Below are 22,622 nucleotides of genomic sequence, written 5' to 3'. Positions count from 1 at the left end.
ATAGAAAAATATTTACTTCTTCATCGGCACCCCTGCCACATAGGTTTCGGCCACGGAGCGATCGTCGGACATGATCTGTAGAATGAACAGTTCTTCTGACAGAGACTGACAGGTCTCCATGCGCAGAGCCATGGCGGAGGTGGCTGCGCTGTCGAGCACGACGATATCTGCCTCCGAGCCAACATCCAGGGTACCGATCCTGTCTTCCAGACCGAGCGCAAGGGCGTTGCCTAATGTCGCCCAATAGAAGGCGCGCAAGGGATGCATTTTGGTGTCGTCGCGCGTGGCGAGCGCCTTGTAACCTTCATGCAGGGTACGCAGCATGGAATAGGACGTACCGCCACCAATATCGGTCGCGATGGCACATGTGGCGCCACGAGCCCGCAAGCCTTCATAGTCAAACAGTCCCGAGCCAAGGAAAAGGTTGGAGGTCGGGCAAAAGACGGGACGTGCGTCTGTCTCGATCAAAATATCGATCTCGCGCGTCTGCATATGGATGCAATGGCCAAGCAGCGCGTTGGCGCGCAGCAGGCCATACTGCTCATAAATCCCCAGATAGTCCGGCGCATCGGGATAAAGCGCCATGGTCTGTTCGATTTCCGCGTGGTTCTCATCCAGATGAGTCTGGATGTAACAATCAGGGTGCTCTGCGGCCAGAGCTTGGGCGCTTTCCATTTGCGCTGGTGTCGAGGTGATGGCAAAACGCGGCGTGATGGCATAATGCGCCCTTCCCTTGCCATGCCATGTGGCAATCAGCGCCTTGGAATCGTCATATCCGGATTGCGGCGTATCCCGCACCCCTTCTGGTGCATTGCGGTCCATCAGAACCTTGCCACCAATCACACGCATGTTGCGTCGTTCGGCTTCTGCGAAATAGGCATCTGCCGAGCTTTTGTGCGATGAGCAATAAGCCACTGTGGTGGTGGTACCATTGGCGATAATCTCATCAAAAAAGCGCGCGGCCATCGTGGCACAATGCTCCGGATCGGCATAGCGGGCTTCCGCCGGAAAAGTGTAGTTTTCCAGCCAGTCCAGAAGCTGTGCTCCCCAGCTGGCAATCACCTGCACCTGCGGAAAATGCAAATGAGTGTCGATCAAACCCGGCACGAGCAAATGAGGGCGATGATCCTTGATGATCGCCTCTGAGCTCGCCTCTGCCTGCACGTGTTCAAAGGTGCCTCTGGCTTTGATCAGGCCACCCTCGATCAACAGCGCACCATCTTCGATATAGAGATGTGCGCTGTCATCCTCGGGCATCTGAGGCTCTCGCAAAAAAGTTAGCAGTCTTCCGCGCAGGATCGTTTCAGCCATCATTTGTCCTATAGTCGTCTTTGCCAAAGGCAGGGTGGGTACTAGCATCGGGCAGCGCTGTGCACTATGCCTCAGGGGAATTCCTGATACCAGTCCAAAATGAAGCGGCCATATGACGAGGCTCGCATTCCTTTATGGGGAGAAGCCCGCAAGGTCATTCTCTGGACGGTTCCCCCAGTGCCCCATTGAATGAATTTGTCTTGTTCAAAAAGGCCGATACCACCTTCGTACCAATAAAGTCTGTCAAATAACTTTCATCCGCTAACGATTGTATTTGCTCCGTCATTCGGAAGACGAATTGAAATTGGCTTTGATTGGTCTTCTACTCTTGGTAGATGGGTTGGCTCACCTGAAGGCTCATCAGCCAGTCCATTGCAAATGGGGACGGGAGCGCATTAAGCGCCCAGTGAGGAGATTTGGCAATGGCAAGTTCAGAGACCCTGTATATGGGGATAGACGGAGGCGGCTCCAATTGCCGCGGACGTCTGAGAAGTGGAGACGGATCCCTTCTTGGAGAAGCAATCAGTGGCCCGGCACAAACCAGTCAAGGCATCATGGCAGCGCAGGAGCAGGTCGCGCGTGTCGCGCGGGAAACCCTCAAGGATGCAGGCTTCGGTGCAGAAGTGTTGGAGACGACCCATGTGGGGATAGGCCTTGCAGAGCTGCATATCAGCGCGGACAAGGAAGCCTTTCGCAACTGGGAACATCCCTTCGCCTCCTTGCGGGTCTCCAGCGATGCTCACATCGCCTGTCTTGGAGGACATGCGGGCGCGCGCGACGGCGGCATTCTGATCCTTGGCACAGGCAGTTGCGGATATGGTCTGGTCAAGGGCCACTCGGTGAATGTCGGCGGCTGGGGCTTTGACCTTTCAGACATGGCAAGCGCGGCACAAGTGGGCGTGTTGGCCTTGCGCTATGCAATCGCGGCGCTGGATGGCATTTATGAAGTCAGCACGATGACAGACCATATCATGGCGATGTTCGGGGACAGTCAGGAAGAAATGGCCCTATGGGCGAGCAGAGCCACACCGCCGGACTTTGCCGGTTATGGTCATCTTGTGGTGCGGTTCGCCGAAAAGGAAGATCCGGTGGCCCTCAAACTCATGTCTGACTGTGGCACACAAGCCAGCGCCATGTTGCGTGCTCTGGCGTGGCGCGGCATCAATCAAATTGCCCTGATGGGCAGCTTCGCTGAAGCGGTTGAACCATGGCTGGAAGCGGAGACCACATCCCTGATTGTTCCTCGGCTCTATGATGCGCGTGATGGAGCCATTCTCATGGCTGGCGGTACCCTCCCTCCTCTTCAGCCAAACCATGAGCAGGATATGGGTTACAAAGAACGATACGGTCATGGTTGAGTTTGGCCGCCTTATCGAGCATGTCAGGCAGGTCGCAGATCTTGAAACCCCCAGCGCTACGCCGCTTTATCTAAGACTTCAGCGCGGCATCGAAAAGGCAATCGAGGCCGGTCTTGTCGCGGTCAATGATGCCTTGCCCGCCGAACGAGAACTAGCCCATGCGCTGGGCATATCTCGCGTTACGGTGCGCAATGCGGTTCGGGTGCTCGTAGACAAAGGCATTCTGGTGCAGCGCCATGGGGCGGGCACCTTTGTCGCCTCAAGCCAAGCTCTGCGCCCAAGGCAAATCACAGGCTTTACCGAAGACATGCAAATAAAGGGGCACGCGACGGCCGCTCTATGGCTGGAGCGTTCAAGCGGGCCGCCCACCCCCGAGGAATGTGAGGCGTTGGAAATACTGCCCGAAAGCCCTGTCAGCAGGCTGTATCGATTGCGCATGGTGGATGAAAAGCCCGTATGTCTTGAGCATACGGTACTCCCTCACAGCGTCTTGCCAGACCCGACTGCGATCGAGACATCGCTCTACGCGTGGCTGGAAGATCACCATCAGCGCCCCACCCGTTGCGTGCAAACCCTGTCGGCGCGATTGCTGGATGTGAGCCACGCCCATCTATTGGGTGTACCAACCGGCTCAGCCTGTCTCTATGTGGAGCGGCGATCCTTCATCCGGCAGCGCCACGCGTACTCGGGATCGGGGGCCGGAGTAGGAGCAGGATCAACAGCTCCTTCGTCCCCCATTAACCCAGACAAGCCGACCCGAAGAATCAGTCTGATCAGGCAAGAGGATCATCCAATCGAATTTGTGAGGGCCTACTTCCGCGGAGACCTCTATGAATTCGTCTCCGAATCCACAATTTGACCCAAACCGTCGGAGAACTATGCACCAACAACTCGGCGGAGCTGTGTGTTTTGTCTTCATAAACCGTCAAAACCGCCTCCAAGCGTGGAGCCTCCCTTCTGTGATGCTATGATGGAGTATCCCTCTTGCCGCAGGATGCTCGTCATGTGCTTCCTTGCCAACCGGACCGATGCCATGACACAGATTCTGATGCATGCCCGCCTGTTTGATGGCGACCAGTTCCACGCAGGCAAGGCCGTGACACTGGAAGACGGTCGGATCAGCTCCATCATCGACAGCCCCAACAAACTGGGTGGCTATGAGCCGCATGACCTCACAGGGCTCGTTCTGGCTCCCGGTTTTGTTGATGCGCAAGTGAATGGCGGTGGTGGCGTTATGCTCAACGCAGACACAACCCTGCCACAGCTAGAGGCCATGGCAGATGCCCACAGGGCCTATGGCACCACATCAATGCTACCGACCCTAATCAGCGATGCATGGCCCGCCATGGAGCATGTTGCGCATCTGATCGAGCTGGCGCACCGCCATTGGGGAGAAGATCGCAGTCTGTCCGCAATCAAGGGCGTGCATTTCGAGGGCCCCTACCTCAATGCCGCCCGCAAGGGTGTCCATCCCGAAGAGCAATTGCGCCCGGTAGATGATCGGGCAGTGGATTTGATGACGCATCCCGATCTTGGTGTCCGCCTCATCACGGTAGCGCCGGAAAAAGTCGGCCCGGGCTTCATTCGGGAGTGCGTTCATCAGGGGGCTCTGGTTTCGGCAGGCCATACGGCTGGCAGCTATCAGGATATGACGGCAGCCATCCGGGCGGGTCTGCGCGGCTTCACCCATCTGTTCAACGCCATGACGCCCATGGGCAGTCGTGAGCCGGGGGTGGTTGGCGCTGCGCTCGATGATCCCGATACATGGTGTGGTCTCATCGCGGATGGCTTTCATGTGCATCCGGCTTCCATGCGCAACGCCATCAAGACCAAACCGCGCGGCAAGGTGATGCTCGTGACCGATGCCATGGCGAGCGTGGGGTCTGACGAGGCAGCCTTCACATTGCATGATCAAACGGTCACGGTTCAAGATGGACGCTGCCAGCTCAAAGATGGCACGCTAGCCGGCTCGGCCCTCACCATGATAGGCGCGGTGCGCAATGTGGTAGAACTGATCGGCCTACCTCTATCGGAAGCCCTGCGGATGGCGTCGCGCTACCCGGCCAGCTTCATGCGCATGGACACATCGCTGGGGTTGATTGCGCCTGGCTTCAGCGCCGATCTGGTGGCCTTCGATCCGGAGACATGGACCGTCAAGCATAGCTGGATCAATGGCTTTCACCGGGCGCATTGAAGGGCACACTCCTCATCAAGGGACAGCTATCGGTACTTGAGATTGTGATTCAAGTCAGCTGTCTCATTCTTAAGAAACCGATTCAAGTCGCGGTGCCAACACGTTCGAAAATCACTTCAAGTGAATGGAAATTCGCGAGTCTTATCATAATGATAGTCATCACTGTTGAAAGTGTGATTCAAACAGTTCAAGCCGTTCACAGACTGATTCAAGTCGGTGATGACAAGAGCGCCCGCACACACAGATCCACCGGCGCTAAAAGGTTCGTAAGGCTTGCCTGCGAGCAAAAAAACCGGGGTCGCCTCGGCGTACCCCGGTTCATGAACCTGCTTTTCTTCAAAGAATGAGAAAGCGGAGGAGAGAGCCTTATAGGGCTGACTTGATGCTTTCTGCAATGGTCGTTGTCGGGCGACCGATCAAGGCAGACAGGGTTTTGGAATTGTCTTCAAGCCAGCCGCCCGCAGCGTTGGCGCTGGAGTCAGCAAGCACCTGGGCAAAGCCTTCCGGCACGCCTGCACCCGTAAGCGCAGCGATATAGTCTTCCTTGGACATGTCCATATATGCAGCCTTCTTGCCAGACAGGGTCGCAACTTTGGCAGCCAAGGCACTCATCGTGAAGGCTTCGTCCCCTGCCAGCTCATAGATCTTGCCAGCCTGCTCTTCAACAGACGATGTCAGAACCACGGCAGCGGCTTCGGCATAGTCTGCGCGCGAGGCAGAGGCAACACGGCCCTCACCCGAACATCCGATCACGGCACCTGTTTCAAGCACCGGAGCGAGGTTTTCGCTGTAGTTCTCGTTGTACCAGCCATTGCGCAACAGGGCATGAGGAATGCTGGATGCATTCAGAATCGCTTCTGTCGCCGCATGCTCTTCAGCAAGCAGCATCGGAGACTGATCTGCCCTCAGGATGGAGGTATAGGCCATGAACTTGACACCATTGGCTTTGGCAGCCTCGATCACGGCTTTATGCTGAGGCACACGCTGGCCGACGGCGCTGCCGGAGATCAGCAGCAACTTCTCGACGCCCTTGAGGGCTTCGCCATAGCTCTCTGGCTGATCGTAATCGGCCTTGCGCACGTTAACACCCTGAGCTGCCAGATCGGATACGGTTTCGGGGTTGCGCACCAGAGCGACAATTTCGCTGGCTTCGGTTTTCGCCAACAGAGCTTTGATGACAAGTCGGCCGAGATGGCCAGAAGCACCTGTTACTGCAATCATTTTGTTTCCTTTCCCCGTTGCCCATGCTGGTGGGCGGTCGGTTTATCATTGATGTTGACCCTAATATGGGGTTGCTGCATTGTTATCACTAGAACTAGTTTTCAGAATGGATAGTTCCATAAATGAGTACAATCGGATATCAGCATTTGCGTCCGCTGGCAATTTTTGTGCGGGTTGTCGATGAAGGCAGCTTCGCTTCGGCTGCCCGTTCCCTCAAATCAAGCCGCTCTCGGGTTTCAGAACAGATCACTCAGTTGGAAGATGATCTGGGCGTGCGCCTTCTGCATCGCTCCACACGCAAATTGTCGCTGACGGAAGAAGGCCGCAGGGTCTATGACAAGGTGCGCGCCCTGCCCCGCCTGCTTGAGGAAACCATTGAAATCGCGACGCAGGAAAAGCCGTCCGGCCGCGTTTCCATTACGGCGACGCACGATGTCGGGGTTTCGCAATTGCTGCCCGCACTGGAAAGCTTCCGCGCCCGCTATCCCGATGTAGAGCTGGATATCATCCTCAGCGATGAGCGCCTTGACCTCGTCGCCGAAGGGATCGACATGGGCATTCGTATCGGCCTGCCCCGCGATGACAGCCTGATTGGGAGGGTGCTTTATGAAGACAGGTTCGGGCTTTATGCCAGTCGGACCTATCTGGCCGCCCATGGTACGCCAGCTGATGTGCAGGCGCTCAGTCGGCATCGCTGGGTCTGTCTGAGCAATGTCAGTCCCGGCGGCGTGCATCGGCTGTTTCGCGGCAAAGAGCTGATTACTATCACTTCGGCTCACTATGAGCTTTGCAATTCACCGCACATGGTGATCGCCATGGCGATGGCAGGCATGGGGCTGGCACAGATGTTTCCGTCCACCATCCGCAAAGAGGTGGCCGCAGGACAGCTGGTGCCTATTCTACCTGAATTGACCGGAGAGACGATGATCTTTTCACTGGTCTATCCATCTCGCAAACATTTGCCTCTCAGAACACGCGCATTGATCGACCATCTGTTGGCCGCGCGCCTGTTTGACGCCCCACGCGTTTGAGAGGACGACAGGCAAACAAAAACGCCCGGAGGATAACCCCGGGCGCTTTCAATTCATGTTGGGCAGCTCTACAGCTTATGATATCAGCTGAAGCAGCGTGTCCAGAGATGCCTTGGCATCGCCATAATACATGCGGGTGTTCTCTTTGAAGAACAGCGGGTTCTCGATACCAGAGTAACCTGTGCCCTGACCACGTTTGGAGACAAAGACCTGCTTGGCTTTCCAGACTTCCAGAACCGGCATGCCGGCGATCGGGGAGTTCGGATCTTCCTGCGCTGCAGGGTTCACGATGTCGTTGGAACCGATCACGATGACAACATCCGTTTCCGGGAAGTCTTCGTTGATTTCATCCATTTCCATCACGATGTCATAAGGCACCTTGGCTTCAGCCAGCAGCACGTTCATGTGACCGGGAAGACGACCAGCCACCGGATGGATGGCGAAGCGAACTTCCTTGCCCTTGGCGCGCAGGCGGCGGGTCAGTTCAGCAACATTCTGCTGAGCCTGAGCAACGGCCATGCCGTAACCGGGAACGATGATCACGCTATCTGCATCTTCAAGGCTGGCGGCAACGCCATCAGCGTCGATTGCGATCATCTCGCCTTCGATTTCCATGGCCGGGCCAGTGGAGTTACCAAAGCCGCCAAGGATCACCGAGATGAAGTGACGGTTCATTGCCTTACACATGATGTAGGACAGGATGGCACCAGAGGAGCCCACCAGAGCACCGGTCACGATCAACAGGTCGTTGCCGAGCAGGAAGCCGGTTGCCGCAGCAGCCCACCCCGAATAGGAGTTGAGCATGGAGACAACAACTGGCATGTCGGCACCGCCGATGGCCATAACCATGTGAACACCAATGACGAAGGCAATCAGCGTCATCAGATAGAGGGTCCATGCGCCCGCACCATTCATATACATGATGAGCAGGATGAAGGACACAACCACCATCACGATGTTCCAGAGGTGACGGCCCGGCAGAAGCATGGCTTTACCGTCAATGCGGCCAGCCAGCTTGCCATAGGCAATCAGAGAGCCGGTGAAGGTGATCGCACCAATGAAGACACCGAGGAAGATCTCGATCTCATGGATGACCTCTTCGGCAGGGGTCGGGAAAGCATGCGCAGTCATATCGGAGTTGAGACCGATGAAGACAGCAGCCAGACCCACAAAGCTGTGCAGCATGGCAACCAGCTGCGGCATGCCGGTCATTTCAACGCGCTTGGCGACAACAGCACCGATGACGGCGCCGATGACAACTGCGATGAGCAGAACGACAGGGCTGGCAGCAAGCACAGTGCCCAGAGTGATATCATGTGGATCGATCGGACCGAAAACGGTGGCCAGAACAGCGATCGCCATACCGACGATGCCGAACCAGACGCCGCGCTTGGCGCTTTCCTGATCCTTCAGTCCACCCAAAGACAGGATGAACAGCACAGTAGCCGCGATGTAGGCGGCGGTTTGCAATTCAGCGTTCATAATAACCTCCGCCTATCAGGATTTCTGGAACATCTGCAGCATACGACGGGTAACCATGAAGCCACCGACGATGTTGATTGAGGCGATCAGGATGGAAATGAATGCCAGAAGCAACACAATCCATGACCCTGAGCCAAGCTGCAGGAGCGAGCCGAGGATGATAATCCCCGAAATGGCGTTCGTCACAGCCATAAGAGGCGTGTGCAGGGAGTGGCTGACGCCCCAGATAACCTGGAAGCCGATGAACACGGCCAGTACGAACACGATGAAGTGGCCCATGAAGGCAGCAGGTGCATAAAGGCCGATAAGCCCCATAATAACTGCGCCAGCCACCAGAAGGCCGATCTGCTGACGACCAGCCTTGCGGGCGGCAGCTTCTTCTTCGGCCTTGATTTCTTCAGGAGTCTTTTCCTTGACTTCCTTCTTCGGCTGAGCCGCAATCGCCTGAATTTTCGGCGGTGGAGGCGGGAAGGTAATTTCGCCTTCAAAGGTCACAGTTGCGCCGCGGATCACATCGTCTTCCATGTTGTGGTTGATCTGACCATCCTTTTCAGGGGTCAGGTCAGTCATCATGTGACGGATGTTTGTTGCATAAAGCTCGGAAGCCTGTGCGCCCATGCGAGATGGGAAGTCGGTGTAGCCAACGATGGTTACGCCATTGTCGGTTACGACTTTCTCGTCCTTGACCGTGCCTTCAACGTTACCACCGCGTTCGGCGGCAAGGTCGACGATCACGGAGCCAGGCTTCATGGCCTTGACCATGTCTTCAAGCCAAAGCTTTGGAGCGGGACGGTTCGGAATCAACGCAGTGGTGATGACGATGTCCATGTCGCCGGCGATTTCGCGGAATTTGGCAAGCTGGGCGTTGCGGAACTCTTCGGACTGAACCGAAGCATACCCGCCAGTGGCCGAGCCATCCTGCTGTTCTTCTTCAAAATCCAAATAGACAAATTCGGCGCCCATCGATTCGACCTGTTCGGCCACTTCGGGACGCACGTCAAATGCATAGGTGACAGCACCGAGCGCAACAGACGTACCGATTGCGGCCAGACCGGCAACACCGGCACCAACAATGAGAACGCGTGCAGGCGGCACTTTACCGGCAGCGGTGATCTGACCGGTGAAGAAACGACCAAAATTGTTACCCGCTTCGATTACAGCGCGATAACCGGCAATGTTCGCCATGGAGGACAGAGCGTCCATTTTCTGGGCACGGGAAATACGTGGCACCATTTCCATTGCGATGACATTCGAGCCAGCAGCCTTGGCTGCTTCCATGCCTTCTTCGTTGCCTGCAGGGTTGAAGAACGAAATCAGTGTCTTGCCCTTGGCAAGATATTTCAGTTCGTCAGACTCTGGCTGTCGCACCTTGGCAACAATGTCAGCAGCCTCCCACAGCGCAGCCGCGTTCGGGACAATTTCAACGCCCGCTTCTGCATAAACCGCGTCGGAAAAACCGGCCAGAACACCGGCACCGCTTTCCAGGACACAGTCATATCCCAATTTCTGAAGCTGCTGTGCCGAAGACGGCGTCATGGCTACGCGCGCCTCTCCCTCGAACAGCTCCTTAGGTGTACCTATCTTCACGACAGACTCCCTTCTCACAAAATGTTAATGCTCCCCGCTGAGTCTCCCCAACAAAGAAGCAAATTACCCTCCGGCTCTTATAGTGCAGACCAAAGTCAAATTGCCAAGCCATCTTTGTGGATCAGTTGCGCGTTATCCGGTGCGATTTACCAAAATTTGTCCCGCATCGTGGTAATTTTTCCTCATTTACGCAAATTCACATAGATAAATCAGACGATTTGACATACTCCCTACAGTCATCAGAACCACTTTTTGAGTAGTTCGATTTCTGTCTCCATAATCAATAAGCGCGGCAATCATCCGGATGGATGCCAGGCGGGATATTTTCCATAAGAGCCAATATGGACCATATCTCTCTGTGCCACAGTGGGCTCAAGCCGTATGCAATTTCTAACCATACTGCACTGACTGCACATTAGATGATTGTAGCGCTTTGTGAAAGAGATGGAAGTGATCCGAGAGGACAGCTTTTCTGTATCGAATTGCCTAATTTTACAATTGTTTTGTTCAGAATCACGTTTTTTCCACGACAATTTACATTGATTATCGATATGGGCTGGCCAGAAGAGGGCCCGGCCCGTTGTATCTAGCTAGTCTGCGTAATGAATGGTTGTGGCCCGAGCCCTATTGAGAATGACCCGCACTGGCGCGTCTTCCACGAGTCCGACTTTCTGGGCCTCACGCAGGGTAACTTTCTTTTCTTCGCCCACGATCAACACGTGGGCCTTGCGGGCACGTTCCAGAACCGGAGCCGTTAGCGTGAAACGCGGCTCCCCATCTTCATGATCGCGAACCACCATGACCGTCGGCGCCCAAAGCCCCAGCGCTTCTTCAAGCTGGTCTGAGTTGGGAAGGAGCGCTGCTACACGCGTATCCGTTCCCATGCCCAGGATGCACACATCAATCGGTAGAATCTCATGCAGATCGGTTGCGATCAGAGGCAGCGCATCTTCCGGCTCGGAAACCTCGTGATAAAAAGGATGGAACTGGGCTTCAGCAGCCAGATTCTGCAACAGGAGTGTGCGAACCTGACGCCCGTTCGAGTGTCCGGAAGCTTCGGGCACAAAATGCTCATCCGTCAGGATGACAGAGACGCAGTCCCATTCGACATTTTGCAGACTGAGTTCGCTCAGGAAAGCACGCGGGGTTTCTCCGCCCGGAACAGCAAGCGTGGCTCTTCCCCTCTTGCGGATGGCCTTGTTCAGTTCAGCTGCCACCTGTTCGGCAAGGCCCGCCGCCAGGCTGCCTCGGTCGGGATAAACTCGGGTTTCAGTCACGTTTTTCTCCTGCATTCAGAGCATGCTGCGGTTCTGCAGCGGAACAGGCCCTGTTTATTCTTTCTGGAATGAATATGTCCGCCCGTTGCAATGCGCGACCTTATGAGGAGCCCCCATTCCAGACCGCGTTGGCAAACAGCAGGAGGACCAGATTGGCCCTCTCGAATCGCTACCCATGCCACCACTGGCTTATTAGGGCTGGCACATTGCAGTTTTATGATTGTCGGAAAAGAGCGGGAGACCTGAAAAAGGCAGCGCCCGGATGGAGCGCTGCCTGAAATAGCCCGACGGAGGAGATGACTAGTGATCAGCTCTAGTGCAAATCCGGATCAAAGGTCATGGCGTTGATCGCCCCTTCAAGACCGAAATTGGAATTACGGTATAGATAGATCGGCATATTGACGCGGAATTTGGTATGACGTCCGCCCTGATTGAAGCCGCGCAGGAAGTGTGGATTCTGGAAGATCCATTCATTCTTCTGCAGCACACCACCGGTCAGGAAGACACCGCCATAGGCAGAAATGTAAAGCGCCAGGTCGCCCGCCACAGCGCCCAGATGATGGGCAAACATGTTGATGGCGCGCACGGCCAGAGGATTGCCCTCTGTGCGGGCGACATCAAAGATATCGCGCGCCGACATCTCGGAGGGCTCTTGTCCGTCAAGCAGCTCCAGCGCTTTCATCAGATAAGGAATACCGGTACCCGACAGGATTGCCTCGGCTTCCAACGCAAGACAAGGGGTGCTGTCCATCTGGGTTTCGGGCCACAGTTCGGCCAGCTTGGTGAATATGGCGACCTCATCAAGGGAATGAGGCGCAACACGCACATGGCCGCCCTCGCCTTGCAGCACTTCGGGCTGATGGCCAGCCCAGACTTGGGTACCAACCCCCAGACCAGTACCCGGACCAATGATCAGGCGCGGCGGCGTCGGGACTGGCGGGGTTTGCAGAGCCGCAGGAAGCGCGCCCTGAATAAGCGTGAGGTCATCCGGATCGGCCGTGACGAGAGACCATGCAGCCGCCTCAAAATCGTTCAGAATGCGCGCGCCCTCGGCTCCGGCCGCGACGATGAGGTCGGCCTGCGAAAATTGCTGATTGCCAGCATTGGTCAATGTGACATAGCCATTCTGGATAACACCCGCTGCGGCCACCACGACATGGCGCGGGCTCGATCCAATCTTGCCAACGAAGCTTTTGACCGCATCGGTCAAGTGCATTGTGCCGGTCGTATCGAAAGTATGCTGTTCTTTGATGCGGCCATCCACCGCGGCAGCCAAACGCATATTGGTTCCACCAACATCGGCAACCAGTTCCCAAGCCATTGCGCTTCCCTCACAAATTAATAGTCTGACAAACAGGTTTCACTTCAACAGACAGCGCCTTAATCCATGGCAAGTCTTTGCCAAACTGCGCCGGGGCAATATCATCTCGCCCGAACCACGTTCTGCATACAGGGAATCAATGTTATTTTCATCCCCCAAATTAATTTTCCCTTTCTATAGGGCCGCCTTTGAGCCTTTGGAAGCTCCTTTTTCGAATAGCTGCAATCCCATGGAATTGCCCATTAGAGGGATCTCCGATAGATCGTCAGCAGACCGCGCTCTGAAGGTGAAGTCAAACCGGTGTTCTCCCAACAGGCCTTTTCGATCAACGAGCGCGCGCCATCGGTTGTGCAGTAAATTACCCCGAGCCCATGGTCTCTCGCGGCCTCCTCGACAGCACTAATCAACGCAAACCCAACGCCTCGGCGGCGATGGACGGACGGCACATAAAAGGCAGACAGGAACGGCCCGAATCCATATTCTTCTCCCAACCCCTCATTCTTCAACGCCACTATGCCCAGAGGCTCACCATCAGGGGAGAGAGCCAGACGAGCCAAAGGCAGGGCGTCTCCATCAGCCCATTCTTCCAGATCGGCAATGGCATCTCCAGGACCCTCTGGCCCATACCAGTCAGACCATTGGTAACAAAACCATTGGGCAATCACCGGAATTGCACTTTTGCATTTCGAAAGTGATACTGTATCAAACTTTTGCGTCATATGACCTTCTGCTCCCATTCAAGGAAGACCAAACCATGTGTGAAGACTTCCTCTTTGTCTATGGCAAGTTACGTCAGCATTTCGATAGCGAAATCTCTCGCCTCTTTTTCAATCATGCCCGCAATGTAGGCCCCGCCCTGTTTCAGGGACGCCTTTATCAGATAGCGCACTATCCCGGAGCAGTCCCGTCTGACGATCCGCAAGAGCAAATCGTGGGGCACCTGCTCGCCCTGCCAACTGAAGAGCCCCTCTGGCGCGCTATTGATGAATATGAAGGCATCGGACCCGACTTTTCCGAGCCGTTCGAATATGAGCGCTGCAAAATGCCGGTAAGCCTTGAAGATGGAACGCAGGTTGAGGCCTGGCTCTATATCTACAGACACGATCTCTCAAACAGCGACCGCATTCCCCATGGGGACTATTTCCGGTTTCTCGAGGTTGCCCCCCTTTAGACAAGCCCTTCCAGACAAGCCCCATTTGTCCAGAAAAAAGGGGCGACCCGATTGGCGCCCCTTCTTTGATAGACCGAAAGCGGATGGTGCGCATCAAACGCCCTGTCATGCGACCAGCACACGATCCGCCAACTTGGTCAGCCGCGCGAAAGCAAGGCACTCGGACGTGCCTTGGCAATGCCCTGAAGCACGAAACCGGCAACAAAGGCTTTGATCACGTCGCCCGGGATGAAGACCAGAACCATGGAAGCGGCTTCCATGAAGGATTTATCAAGGCGCACAGCCATGCCCAGAACACCCAGCAGGTAGAGTACGAAAATGCCGCCAACGATGGACGCGAAGGTACCGGCGATGAGCAGGTTGCCCTTGCCCCATTTCTCCACGATCAGACCGGTAGCATAGGCTGCAAATGGCCAGCCAAGGAAGAAACCGACGGTCGGACCGGCAAGCACGCCCAGCCCACCACGTCCACCAGCCAACAGCGGCAAACCGGCCAGAACCAGCACGACGAACAGGATCATGGAGAGAGCACCGCGGCGCGCGCCCAGCACGACGCCAGCCATCATGACACCAAGGCTCTGGGCGCTGACGGGTACTCCGAACGGTAGCATAAATTGTGGCATGAGGCCCAATGCGGCAACGAGTGCCGCAAACAGAGCGATAAAGGCAACTTGGCGTTCCATAAACTGTATTCTCCCTTACATTTTAGTGCACGCGCTATTGGGGCGCGCTATCCGACTGAGTTTCTTTTGTCTTTGTATTCTGAAGCCCGCCGCGCGCCTTCAGCGCTTCGGCAACTCGATCCGCATCATCAATGGCGCTGAGCGCCAGCGGCACCAACAGGCGCGGGCTTGTCCGCCGAGGGCTGCGTGCGCGCCAAGCCTGATTGAGCTGGGTTCCTCTTTGCAGGAACAGCGGCGTGAAGCGGATGACCAGCCCCATAGCAAACCCCAGCGCACGGGGCGGCAAGCCAAGCGCATGGAATGGCTTTGCCAGCGTTTCGATTACGGCCATCATATCATCAAGACGCGATGTCATGGTCACCAAATTTGCAAGGCTGACCGTCGCTATTATCTTGAGACAAATAGCGAGCCCTTCCTCGATGCGCCCTGTGACGACCTGATAGATGAAAATAATGGCAACAAGATAGACAACCGGCTTCAAGCGCTGGGCGCCCAGTTTCGCGAAATAGCGTCCGGCAGAGGCATAGAGCAAAACCACAGGAAGGCAGGAGGCCAGCAGCAGGCGCCAGTCAGCCAGCGGCCAGAGCACCAGCGTAAAGAGGCACAGCAGAAGAAGCTTCAGCCACACTGGCAATCGATGCATCCAGCTTCTTTGCTCTACGGTCAAGGACAGCATCAGCCCTGCTCCCCATTCGTGGCGGGCAGGCCGGGGCCAAGAATTTCGTCATCGCTGAAGACCAGACGTTCCATCTTTTCGCGATAGGCTGGCAACACATCGGCCGGGGCACCATCCGCAATCAGCTGTCCTTTTTCGAGCCAGAGAATGCGATCATAGCTCTCCAGATGATCAATATCGTGGGTGACAAGCACCACTTGCTGCTCAAGCCCGTCCAGCCAATGATAGAGCCGCCGCGTGGTAGGCCAATCGAGACCGGCAAAGGGTTCGTCTAGCAACACCGCCTTGGGCTGCATGGCCAGCACAGCCATCAGACAGACCAGATGCCGCTGCCCTTGCGACAGCGTAAAAGTGCCCCGCTCGGCCCAATCGAGCCGACCAAAGGAAGCAAGGAAGCTTCGTGCTCCTTCTCGGGCCTGCTTGCGGTTGCCAGACAGGCTTTCCAAGCCAAAGGCAATTTCCTCTTCCACTGTCGGGAAGATGATCTGATGATCGGGATTCTGAAAAATGAGCCCGATGGTTTCGATGGCCTTTTTGCGATCCTTGGCGATGTCGACCCCATGCACACGGATTTCACCGGCCTCAGGTTCGATGAGACCGGAAATCATGCGCGCCAAGGTGGATTTGCCCGAGCCATTACGCCCGATCAGACCAATGCGCTTTTCACGCAGCTCTATGGACAGGTCCTTGAAAAAGGGCTTGTCATTCAATTGATGGTTTACCCCATCAAGGACGATGGCATTGTTCATCATGTCACTATCAGCCGCATCTGAGGCGGCACCGGAGCGAAGGTCCGAGAGGCCTTTTTCGAAATCACCGACAGGTCAACTCCAGATCACGCGAGCCAAAGGCTCAAAATCTGCACGCTCAGAGGGCGATAGCGCTCATATGCGCTGATGCCAACTGCGTGCGGGCTGGCAAAGGTCATAGCCAAGAATGGACACAAAGGCCAGCAATCAGACCCATCCCAATGGTTCCTTTTGTGGAGAAACTGATCACAATTGTCGCAGATTGGGCCCAAAGGCCCTGTTTGCGATCTATCCGAGGTAAACCAAAGGTAATTTGCGAGTAACAGCACCAAAGGGCGATGCCACGCAGCACCGCCTTTTGATATTGCAATCATGAAGCGCCCTTTGCGCAGCGTCCGCTACTCGGCCAAACCAAGCGCCTCGAGATGTTTAACCGTTTGCGGCAACAGCTCCTTGCGGTCGCGCGCTTCGATGATCAGGCGCGGCGCGGCGTGGATGTCCGATAGCGCCTTGAAGACACCGCCCCAGGGAATAGAACCCTCACCCGGATGCCAGTGGCGATCGGCAAAGCCGTCGGCATCCTGCAAATGCACATGCCCCAGAAGCGGACCGGCGACAGTCACATAATCCGCCACCGGAGGGGCCTTATACTGGCCATGGGCCAGTTGGGCATGGCCGGTATCGAGGGAAACCTGCAACATCGGGCTATTGATGATTTCCACCAATTCGCAGCGCAACGCCGGATCGGCATCATCGATATTTTCCAGCATCAGGCAGCAACCAATCTGCTCGGCGCGCTGGACAACAGGTTCCAGTATCCGCTGCGCTGCTTCAAAGATATTCGGCTTGAGATAGGCATAGTTGGTGAAATTGAGGCTGTGCCAGAAAGTGAAAGGGCTATGCACGACCATGTGTGTCGCGCCCAGCTTTTCGCATTTGTTAAGTGCATCAAGCAGACGCACCGTCACAACCTGCTGGATCAGCGGATCGGTTGCAGCCAGATCGAGACTGAAAAACGGGCCGTGAATGCCATGCAGGCCCCTGAAGCCATCCAGAACATCCTTATAGGCCTCGATCAGGTCGTCCTGATCGTCATCCAGAACATCCACCATGCAGAAATCCTGCAATTCGATGGTGCGGTTCTTCTCAAAAATCCAGTCTTTCAGAGAAACAAGTTCATCATATTTGAGCGAAGCGCCAAGCACTGGCAATGGAGGCATGGGATGTAATTCCTTTTATCTGGCCTGTTTTTCAGGCCCGTATTTCAGATCCGTTTTTCTGGCTTTGACTATTTGGTCAAGGTCGGGCCGACTCGTTGGTTTGGCCTATTTAATACCAGCTCGCATGAAACTTTGAACAAACTGTCTCTGGAAAAGCAGAAAGCCCACAAGAAGAGGACCGGAGGTCATCAGCGTTGCGGCATTGATGACCGACCATTCCACTCCGGATTCTGTCATGGAAAAGACAGAGAGCCCGACGGTCAACGGACGGGTTTCCACCGAGTTGGTGACAATCAGCGGCCACAGGAAGTCGTTCCAATGGGCAGAAACCGACACAAGGCCAAAGGCAAGATAGGTGGGTTTAGCCAGCGGAATATAGACCCGCCAGAGAGTTCCGATCAGCCCTTCCCCTTCGATCCGCGCTGCATCATCAAGCTCTTTGGGGATGGTCATGAAGGTCTGGCGCAGCAGAAAAATGCAGAAGCCAGAGGCAAAATAGGGCAGCCCGATTGCCAGAATGCTATCCACCAACCCCAAGGTGCCCATGGTCTCATAGTTCTTGACCAACAGAATATCGGGTGTGACCATGAGCTGCAGCAGCACCAGCGTGAAGAGGATGGTCTTGCCGGGGAATTTCAACCGCGCAAAGGCATAGGCGGCGAATGTGCTGAGCACCAACTGCGCGCTGAGCGTCATGGCCACCAGAATCATGGTGTTGAGGAAATAGCGCGCAAAGGGCGCCTGCACCCACGCCTTTGGAAAGTTTTCCAGCGTCAGCGGGGCGGTCAGTGTGAAATTGGTCTCGTAGGCCGAGGGGTGGAACGCTGTCCAGACGGCATAGGCCAGTGGCAAAATCCATAGAAGGGCAAGTAGCCAGGCCCCGAAGGTCATCAGCACCCGATCGAGACGGGCTGCAAGCGAGGTGTCTTGAGCAGTCATTTGTAATGCACCTTACGATCGAGCCAGAAGAATTGCCCAATGGCCAACAGCGAGAGAACGAACAGGATGACCACTGTCATCGCACTGGCCGAAGCGGTGTCCCAATATTCAAAGGCCGTTTCATAAATGTGATAGAGCAGCAATCTGGAGGCATTGTTTGGCCCGCCGAGGGTCATGATGAAAATATGATCGATGAGGCGCACCGAATTGATGATGGCGTTCACCAGAATGAACAGGGTCGTGGGCATGATCAGCGGCAGGGTGACGCGGCGGAAGAAGGTCCAGCGCCCTGCCCCTTCCAGCTTGGCCGCCTCGCGCAAGGGTTCCGGAATGGTCTGCAAGGCGGCGAGATAGAAAATCATGAAGAAACCGGCATTCTTCCAGACGGCAACCACCAGCACCGTATAAAGGACCGTATCAGGGTCGCCCATCCAGTTCTGCGCGGGCAAATCAAACAGGGCGCGGATCTGGTCGATGAGCCCGAAGCTTGGGGTAAAGAAGAAAAGCCAGATGTTGCCCACCGCGATCATCGGCAGCACGGTCGGTGTGAAGTAGGCCATGCGCAGAAAGGAAAGCCCAGCCATGCGGCTATGCACAAACAGCGCCATGACCAGAGCAATGATGATGGAAGCAGGGATCGTGATGGCGGCATAGATGAGGTTGTTCCAGCAAGAGCGGATAAACACATCGTCTTCGAGCAGATAGAGATAGTTATCGATACCGACGAAATGCGCCGGACGACGTCCGTGGGGCGTCGAGAAAAAGCTGCTGATGACGGTTTCAATAGCTGGAATATGGGTAAAGCCCATGAGCAGCACCATCGCCGGTAACAGCAGCAGCAGAGCATATATCCAGTCGCGTCTCATTCTTGCCCTCACATGCGATCCATCGCAAAGTCATAAAAGAAGCGAGGGGAAGACATCCCCCTCGCAAAAGCCGATCGCAAAGTGGATCAGCGATAGTTTTTCAGAACGCGTTCCGCTTTCTTCTGAGCTTCTTCAAGCGCTTCCTTGGGTGATTTCTCACCAGCCAGAGCGGCATGAATGGCGTCGTTGAGGAAGTTGGTCACTTTCTGGTTTTCATAGGTGGACAGCTCTGCAACCGCATATTCAAGCTGATCGCGGGCAACGGCAGCCTGCGGCACGTCCTTGGCGTAGGCTTTCATCGCTTCGGTTTCCCATGCGGCCGGGCTTGGAGCGACATAGCCGGTTGCGATGGACCATTTGGCAGCCTGTTCCGGAGCAGAAATCCATTTTACGAAATTGACAGCGGCCTTCTTCTGGTCTTCGGAGGCATCCTTGAACAGAACGAAGTTGCCGCCACCGGTTGGTGCGCCGTAGCGTTCATGCTTTGGCAGGAAGCCGACACCAAAATCAAACGGAGCATTGGTGCGGATGTTGGTCAGGTTGCCGGTGGTGGTCCAGATCATGGCGGACTGACGCTCGAAAAAGGCTTTCGGCGTGGCAGACCAAGAGGTTACACCATCTTCGATGACCTTCTCTTTTTTGGCCATATCGACGAGGAACTGGAGGGCCTCAACCACTTTCGGGTTGGCAAAGTCGGTCTTGTTGCCGTCTGCATTGGCCAGAATGGCACCTGCTGGCGTGGACAACCCCTGGAATAGCCAGTAAGGGAAACCATCAAGCGGAATGCGCAGGCCCCACTGGGTTACGTTGCCGCTGTCGTCCTTTTTGGTCAGCTTGTGCGCATAGTCGACCATCTCTTCCCAGGTTGCCGGGGCCTTGTCCGGGTCAAGACCAGCTTCCTTGAAAGCTTCCTTGTTCCAATACATGACGGGCGTGGAGCGTTGGAAAGGAATGCCCCAGGTTTTGCCGCCGGTCTGACTGTTCATCATGAAAGCAGGGTAGAAAGAGCCGAACCATTCCTTGCCTTCTTCATCGGTGACGAAGTCATCAAATGGCTCGATCAGGTCCTGATCAATCAGGGTGAACATGTCAGTGGAGAGCAGCACCGAAAGCTGAGGTGCGTTGCCACCGCGGGCAGCCGTCATGGCTTTGGTCAGGGCGTCGGTATAGGAGCCTGCATAGATCGCATCGATATTCACGTCTTCATGGGACGCGACATAGTCTTCGGTCAGCGACTGGATGGTATCAGCAGCCTTGCCGCCAACAGAAACCGGAAAATAGAATTGCAGGTCAACAGCAAATGCTGGCATGGCAACAGCGGAAAGCATGGCTGCTGCAAGAGTGGATTTGAGAAAACGGGAAGCCATGGGTATGGTCCTTTTCATCCTGTTTGACTGTTAAAAATAGATTTGGTTATCGATCAAGACCGCAGGGCCTCGACCAGTTTTTGGGACTTTATGAGACGTGCCCCTGATGCCTTGTCGAACAAGGCCAGTTCCTCAGGAGCGAAGGAAAGGGAGACCGGACTGCCTGCAGCAAAATGGCTTCTGCCAGAGGCCCGCACGGTGATCATTTCATCGCCAACCAGACAATCGAGCATGGTGTCTGCGCCCTGAAACTCGGCGGCAGCGATGGTGGCCTTCAAGTGGCCCTTCTCATTAGGGGTTACTGCTTCCGGGCGAAGCCCGAGCAACAGTTCGGTGCCGGCATCACGGCTCAGTTGCCGCCCCATATCGCCAAGCGCAGAGGCTTCGAACAGGCTCATGGGAGGCGTCCCGATAAAGCGGGCAGCAAAGGTGGAGCGTGGCGCATCATAAAGGGCGCGTGGTGCATCAACCTGTTCCACCTGACCTGCATTGAGCAGCACCACCTGATCCGCCATGGTGATTGCCTCGGCCTGATCGTGGGTGACATAGACCATGGTAAAACCGAGTTTTTGTTGCAGGGCCCGCAGCTCGACCCGCATCTCGTGACGCAATTTGGCATCAAGGTTTGAAAGCGGCTCATCCATCAGACAAATGGAACGCTCTGCAATGACGGCGCGGGCCAGCGCCACGCGCTGCTGCTGTCCGCCGGAAAGCGCGCCGGGCTTGCGATCCAACAGTTTTTCAAGGCCCATCAGCTCAGCAACTGCGAGCAGCTTTTCGGTGCGCTGTTTCTTCGGCTCCTTGCGGGTCTTGAGGCCAAATATGATATTCTCGGCCACATCCAGATGCGGAAACAGAGCGTAGGACTGGAACACCATGGACAGATCGCGCTTATCTGGAGGGCGGCGAGTAACATCTTCATCGCCAATCCGAACCGTGCCTTCCGTGGCGGTTTCCAGACCTGCAATGATGCGCAACAAGGTCGACTTGCCGCAGCCGGATGGTCCAAGCAAGGCTGTAAAAGAACCAGCGGGAATGGATATGTTCACGCTATCGAGCGCCTTGGTCTGATCCCAGCTTTTGGAGATCGACTGCAGCTCGATAGATCGCCCGTGATGGGCCGGATGTGCAGCGCTCATCGCGTGCCTCGCTCATAAGGGTCGTTGCTCGCGTCAGCCTTCTCATCACGGCTTGTTTCATTGGCAATAATCACGCTGGCCGAGCCAAGCCCGCTTTCAAATGGATGCGGAATGGGTTCATCGCAGACAATGCAGGACACATCAGAAAGATGCCCGCCCCGCACATGGGCCGCGCGCCCGAATTTGGTATGGTCCATGACCAGAAAAGACTTTCGACTGTTTTTCATGATGGCCCGGCGGCTCCCTACTTCAGCCTCGGAGAAATCCAGCAGGCCGCCATCGGGCGTCACACCCGCCACGCCGAAAATACCGAAGTCCACCTCGAAGCGATCAAAGAAGGCCTCCACATCCGAGCCCAGAATGTCCTTGTCGCCCGGGCGCACGCTGCCACCCGCGATGGTCACAGACCAGTCGTGGCGTTCGCTTGCCTGCATGGCAACATTGAGGTTGTTGGTAAAGACCTTGAGATTGGCCTTTTCCTGCAAGGCCTCGATGACCATTTCCGGGGTGGTGCCTATGGAGAGCGCTATGGTGCTGCCATCGGGAATATGTTTGGCAACTTCAAAGGCAATCTGCCGCTTGGCGGTTACGTTCATGATCTTGCGCTTGGCATAAAGCAAGTTGCCGCTCACGGGTGGTGGCTCAACCCCGCCCCAGACGCGACGCAGCTCGCCAAGTTCACACAGGGCGTTGACATCACGGCGAATGGTTTGAGTGGAAACATTGAACTGTTCGGACAAGGCATCGATGGCTGAAAAGCCGCTTTCGGTAACCGTCCGAATGATTTCCAATTGCCGTTCGCTATAGTGTTTCATAATGCCCTGATCCGCTCTTTGCGAAGCTCACCAAAAGCTACCTTGCCCTTGTCCCCTCCAGTCAGGGGTGCCGACTTGTGGCTTTCGCCAAAGCTTGCACCCCCGTCGCCTGGAGAGGCTAAAGGCTCAATTGCTCTGTTTATGAGGGGACGTTAGGGCGGGAATATTTCAGCCATTTGAACGTTATGTGACATTCAAATGAAATTGAAAATGAA

21 protein-coding genes are annotated in these 22,622 nt (G+C 55.6%); 5 read left to right on the top strand and 16 right to left on the bottom strand.

The window, feature by feature from the left end:
• Positions 1-12 precede the first annotated feature (12 nt).
• Complete coding sequence (gene guaD / locus BM258_RS00775) at positions 13-1,311, bottom strand: guanine deaminase (RefSeq protein ID WP_090068890.1); 1,299 nt, start codon at positions 1,309-1,311, stop codon at positions 13-15.
• 422 nt (positions 1,312-1,733) lie between these two features.
• Between guaD and BM258_RS00770 the strand changes: the two genes are divergently transcribed.
• From BM258_RS00770 to nagA, 3 genes are all read left to right on the top strand, one after another.
• On the top strand, positions 1,734-2,669 hold the full coding sequence (locus BM258_RS00770) for a glucosamine kinase nucleotide-binding domain-containing protein (protein ID WP_090067862.1): 936 nt from the start codon (positions 1,734-1,736) through the stop codon (positions 2,667-2,669).
• Positions 2,662-3,528: a GntR family transcriptional regulator gene (locus BM258_RS00765; RefSeq protein WP_175527853.1), complete on the top strand. Its 867-nt coding sequence runs from the start codon at positions 2,662-2,664 to the stop codon at positions 3,526-3,528. Before BM258_RS00770 ends, BM258_RS00765 begins: the two co-directional genes overlap by 8 nt.
• Positions 3,529-3,672: 144 nt before the next feature.
• The gene (nagA, locus tag BM258_RS00760) at positions 3,673-4,863 is read left to right on the top strand and encodes an N-acetylglucosamine-6-phosphate deacetylase (RefSeq protein ID WP_210186613.1); all 1,191 of its coding nucleotides are present in this window, start codon (positions 3,673-3,675) and stop codon (positions 4,861-4,863) included.
• A 366-nt stretch (positions 4,864-5,229) separates the two neighbouring features.
• On the opposite strand, the gene BM258_RS00750 is transcribed toward nagA, so the two are convergent.
• A complete protein-coding gene (locus BM258_RS00750; protein ID WP_090067856.1) occupies positions 5,230-6,084 on the bottom strand; it encodes an SDR family oxidoreductase in 855 nt (284 codons plus the stop codon).
• Positions 6,085-6,206: 122 nt separating this feature from the next.
• Between BM258_RS00750 and BM258_RS00745 the strand changes: the two genes are divergently transcribed.
• Complete coding sequence (locus BM258_RS00745; protein WP_090067854.1) at positions 6,207-7,115, top strand: LysR family transcriptional regulator; 909 nt, start codon at positions 6,207-6,209, stop codon at positions 7,113-7,115.
• 75 nt (positions 7,116-7,190) lie between these two features.
• On the opposite strand, the gene pntB is transcribed toward BM258_RS00745, so the two are convergent.
• From pntB to BM258_RS00720, 5 genes are all read right to left on the bottom strand, one after another.
• Entirely contained in the window at positions 7,191-8,597 is a 1,407-nt protein-coding gene (gene pntB / locus BM258_RS00740; protein WP_090067853.1) for a Re/Si-specific NAD(P)(+) transhydrogenase subunit beta, read from the bottom strand.
• A gap of 15 nt (positions 8,598-8,612) precedes the next feature.
• A complete protein-coding gene (locus BM258_RS00735) occupies positions 8,613-10,184 on the bottom strand; it encodes a Re/Si-specific NAD(P)(+) transhydrogenase subunit alpha (protein ID WP_090067851.1) in 1,572 nt (523 codons plus the stop codon).
• A 590-nt stretch (positions 10,185-10,774) separates the two neighbouring features.
• Positions 10,775-11,461 carry a 6-phosphogluconolactonase gene (gene pgl, locus BM258_RS00730; RefSeq protein ID WP_175527852.1) on the bottom strand — a complete coding sequence of 229 codons (687 nt, stop codon included), beginning with the start codon at positions 11,459-11,461 and terminating at the stop codon, positions 10,775-10,777.
• A gap of 313 nt (positions 11,462-11,774) precedes the next feature.
• Complete coding sequence (locus BM258_RS00725; RefSeq protein WP_090067846.1) at positions 11,775-12,782, bottom strand: glucokinase; 1,008 nt, start codon at positions 12,780-12,782, stop codon at positions 11,775-11,777.
• 242 nt (positions 12,783-13,024) lie between these two features.
• Positions 13,025-13,501 carry a GNAT family N-acetyltransferase gene (locus tag BM258_RS00720; RefSeq protein WP_175527851.1) on the bottom strand — a complete coding sequence of 159 codons (477 nt, stop codon included), beginning with the start codon at positions 13,499-13,501 and terminating at the stop codon, positions 13,025-13,027.
• A gap of 35 nt (positions 13,502-13,536) precedes the next feature.
• Here BM258_RS00720 and BM258_RS00715 point away from each other — a divergent pair, with 35 nt between their 5' ends.
• Positions 13,537-13,953 (top strand): gamma-glutamylcyclotransferase family protein, encoded by a 417-nt coding sequence (locus BM258_RS00715; protein ID WP_090067842.1) that lies wholly within the window; start codon positions 13,537-13,539, stop codon positions 13,951-13,953.
• A 137-nt stretch (positions 13,954-14,090) separates the two neighbouring features.
• Here BM258_RS00715 and BM258_RS00710 read toward each other — a convergent pair whose 3' ends face one another.
• The 9 genes from BM258_RS00710 to BM258_RS00670 all read right to left on the bottom strand — a co-directional run bounded on the left by BM258_RS00710 (position 14,091) and on the right by BM258_RS00670 (position 22,407).
• Positions 14,091-14,636, bottom strand: coding sequence for a biotin transporter BioY (locus tag BM258_RS00710; RefSeq protein ID WP_090067840.1), 546 nt, complete (start codon positions 14,634-14,636; stop codon positions 14,091-14,093).
• Positions 14,637-14,670: 34 nt separating this feature from the next.
• Positions 14,671-15,312 (bottom strand): energy-coupling factor transporter transmembrane component T family protein, encoded by a 642-nt coding sequence (locus BM258_RS00705; RefSeq protein ID WP_090067838.1) that lies wholly within the window; start codon positions 15,310-15,312, stop codon positions 14,671-14,673.
• Positions 15,312-16,064, bottom strand: a complete 753-nt coding sequence (locus BM258_RS00700) for an energy-coupling factor ABC transporter ATP-binding protein (RefSeq protein ID WP_210186612.1) — start codon at positions 16,062-16,064, stop codon at positions 15,312-15,314. Before BM258_RS00700 ends, BM258_RS00705 begins: the two co-directional genes overlap by 1 nt.
• Positions 16,065-16,459: 395 nt before the next feature.
• On the bottom strand, positions 16,460-17,281 hold the full coding sequence (locus BM258_RS00695; protein WP_090067837.1) for a sugar phosphate isomerase/epimerase family protein: 822 nt from the start codon (positions 17,279-17,281) through the stop codon (positions 16,460-16,462).
• A gap of 105 nt (positions 17,282-17,386) precedes the next feature.
• Entirely contained in the window at positions 17,387-18,220 is an 834-nt protein-coding gene (locus tag BM258_RS00690; protein WP_090067835.1) for a carbohydrate ABC transporter permease, read from the bottom strand.
• On the bottom strand, positions 18,217-19,086 hold the full coding sequence (locus BM258_RS00685; RefSeq protein ID WP_090067833.1) for a carbohydrate ABC transporter permease: 870 nt from the start codon (positions 19,084-19,086) through the stop codon (positions 18,217-18,219). The genes BM258_RS00690 and BM258_RS00685 overlap by 4 nt, the downstream gene beginning before the upstream one ends.
• Before the next feature lie 86 nt (positions 19,087-19,172).
• Positions 19,173-20,453, bottom strand: a complete 1,281-nt coding sequence (locus BM258_RS00680) for an ABC transporter substrate-binding protein (RefSeq protein ID WP_244544547.1) — start codon at positions 20,451-20,453, stop codon at positions 19,173-19,175.
• A 53-nt stretch (positions 20,454-20,506) separates the two neighbouring features.
• On the bottom strand, positions 20,507-21,592 hold the full coding sequence (locus BM258_RS00675; protein ID WP_090067829.1) for an ABC transporter ATP-binding protein: 1,086 nt from the start codon (positions 21,590-21,592) through the stop codon (positions 20,507-20,509).
• Positions 21,589-22,407: a DeoR/GlpR family DNA-binding transcription regulator gene (locus BM258_RS00670; protein WP_090067827.1), complete on the bottom strand. Its 819-nt coding sequence runs from the start codon at positions 22,405-22,407 to the stop codon at positions 21,589-21,591. The genes BM258_RS00675 and BM258_RS00670 overlap by 4 nt, the downstream gene beginning before the upstream one ends.
• Positions 22,408-22,622: the final 215 nt, after the last annotated feature.

It is taken from the genome of Cohaesibacter marisflavi, from assembly GCF_900115225.1.
Lineage (GTDB): Bacteria > Pseudomonadota > Alphaproteobacteria > Rhizobiales > Cohaesibacteraceae > Cohaesibacter > Cohaesibacter marisflavi.
This window is presented reverse-complemented; position numbering and strand designations above follow the sequence as displayed.

Excerpts from the sequence above, each read along its gene's own strand:
- guaD (WP_090068890.1), bottom strand. The coding sequence starts at position 1,311 with ATGGCTGAAACGATCCTGCGCGGAAGACTGCTAACTTTTTTGCGAGAG.
- BM258_RS00770 (WP_090067862.1), top strand. The coding sequence starts at position 1,734 with ATGGCAAGTTCAGAGACCCTGTATATGGGGATAGACGGAGGCGGCTCC.
- BM258_RS00765 (WP_175527853.1), top strand. The coding sequence starts at position 2,662 with ATGGTTGAGTTTGGCCGCCTTATCGAGCATGTCAGGCAGGTCGCAGAT.
- nagA (WP_210186613.1), top strand. The coding sequence starts at position 3,673 with ATGTGCTTCCTTGCCAACCGGACCGATGCCATGACACAGATTCTGATG.
- BM258_RS00750 (WP_090067856.1), bottom strand. The coding sequence starts at position 6,084 with ATGATTGCAGTAACAGGTGCTTCTGGCCATCTCGGCCGACTTGTCATC.
- BM258_RS00745 (WP_090067854.1), top strand. The coding sequence starts at position 6,207 with ATGAGTACAATCGGATATCAGCATTTGCGTCCGCTGGCAATTTTTGTG.
- pntB (WP_090067853.1), bottom strand. The coding sequence starts at position 8,597 with ATGAACGCTGAATTGCAAACCGCCGCCTACATCGCGGCTACTGTGCTG.
- BM258_RS00725 (WP_090067846.1), bottom strand. The coding sequence starts at position 12,782 with ATGGCTTGGGAACTGGTTGCCGATGTTGGTGGAACCAATATGCGTTTG.
- BM258_RS00720 (WP_175527851.1), bottom strand. The coding sequence starts at position 13,501 with ATGACGCAAAAGTTTGATACAGTATCACTTTCGAAATGCAAAAGTGCA.
- BM258_RS00715 (WP_090067842.1), top strand. The coding sequence starts at position 13,537 with ATGTGTGAAGACTTCCTCTTTGTCTATGGCAAGTTACGTCAGCATTTC.
- BM258_RS00710 (WP_090067840.1), bottom strand. The coding sequence starts at position 14,636 with ATGGAACGCCAAGTTGCCTTTATCGCTCTGTTTGCGGCACTCGTTGCC.
- BM258_RS00705 (WP_090067838.1), bottom strand. The coding sequence starts at position 15,312 with ATGCTGTCCTTGACCGTAGAGCAAAGAAGCTGGATGCATCGATTGCCA.
- BM258_RS00700 (WP_210186612.1), bottom strand. The coding sequence starts at position 16,064 with ATGATGAACAATGCCATCGTCCTTGATGGGGTAAACCATCAATTGAAT.
- BM258_RS00695 (WP_090067837.1), bottom strand. The coding sequence starts at position 17,281 with ATGCCTCCATTGCCAGTGCTTGGCGCTTCGCTCAAATATGATGAACTT.
- BM258_RS00690 (WP_090067835.1), bottom strand. The coding sequence starts at position 18,220 with ATGACTGCTCAAGACACCTCGCTTGCAGCCCGTCTCGATCGGGTGCTG.
- BM258_RS00685 (WP_090067833.1), bottom strand. The coding sequence starts at position 19,086 with ATGAGACGCGACTGGATATATGCTCTGCTGCTGCTGTTACCGGCGATG.
- BM258_RS00680 (WP_244544547.1), bottom strand. The coding sequence starts at position 20,453 with ATGGCTTCCCGTTTTCTCAAATCCACTCTTGCAGCAGCCATGCTTTCC.
- BM258_RS00675 (WP_090067829.1), bottom strand. The coding sequence starts at position 21,592 with ATGAGCGCTGCACATCCGGCCCATCACGGGCGATCTATCGAGCTGCAG.
- BM258_RS00670 (WP_090067827.1), bottom strand. The coding sequence starts at position 22,407 with ATGAAACACTATAGCGAACGGCAATTGGAAATCATTCGGACGGTTACC.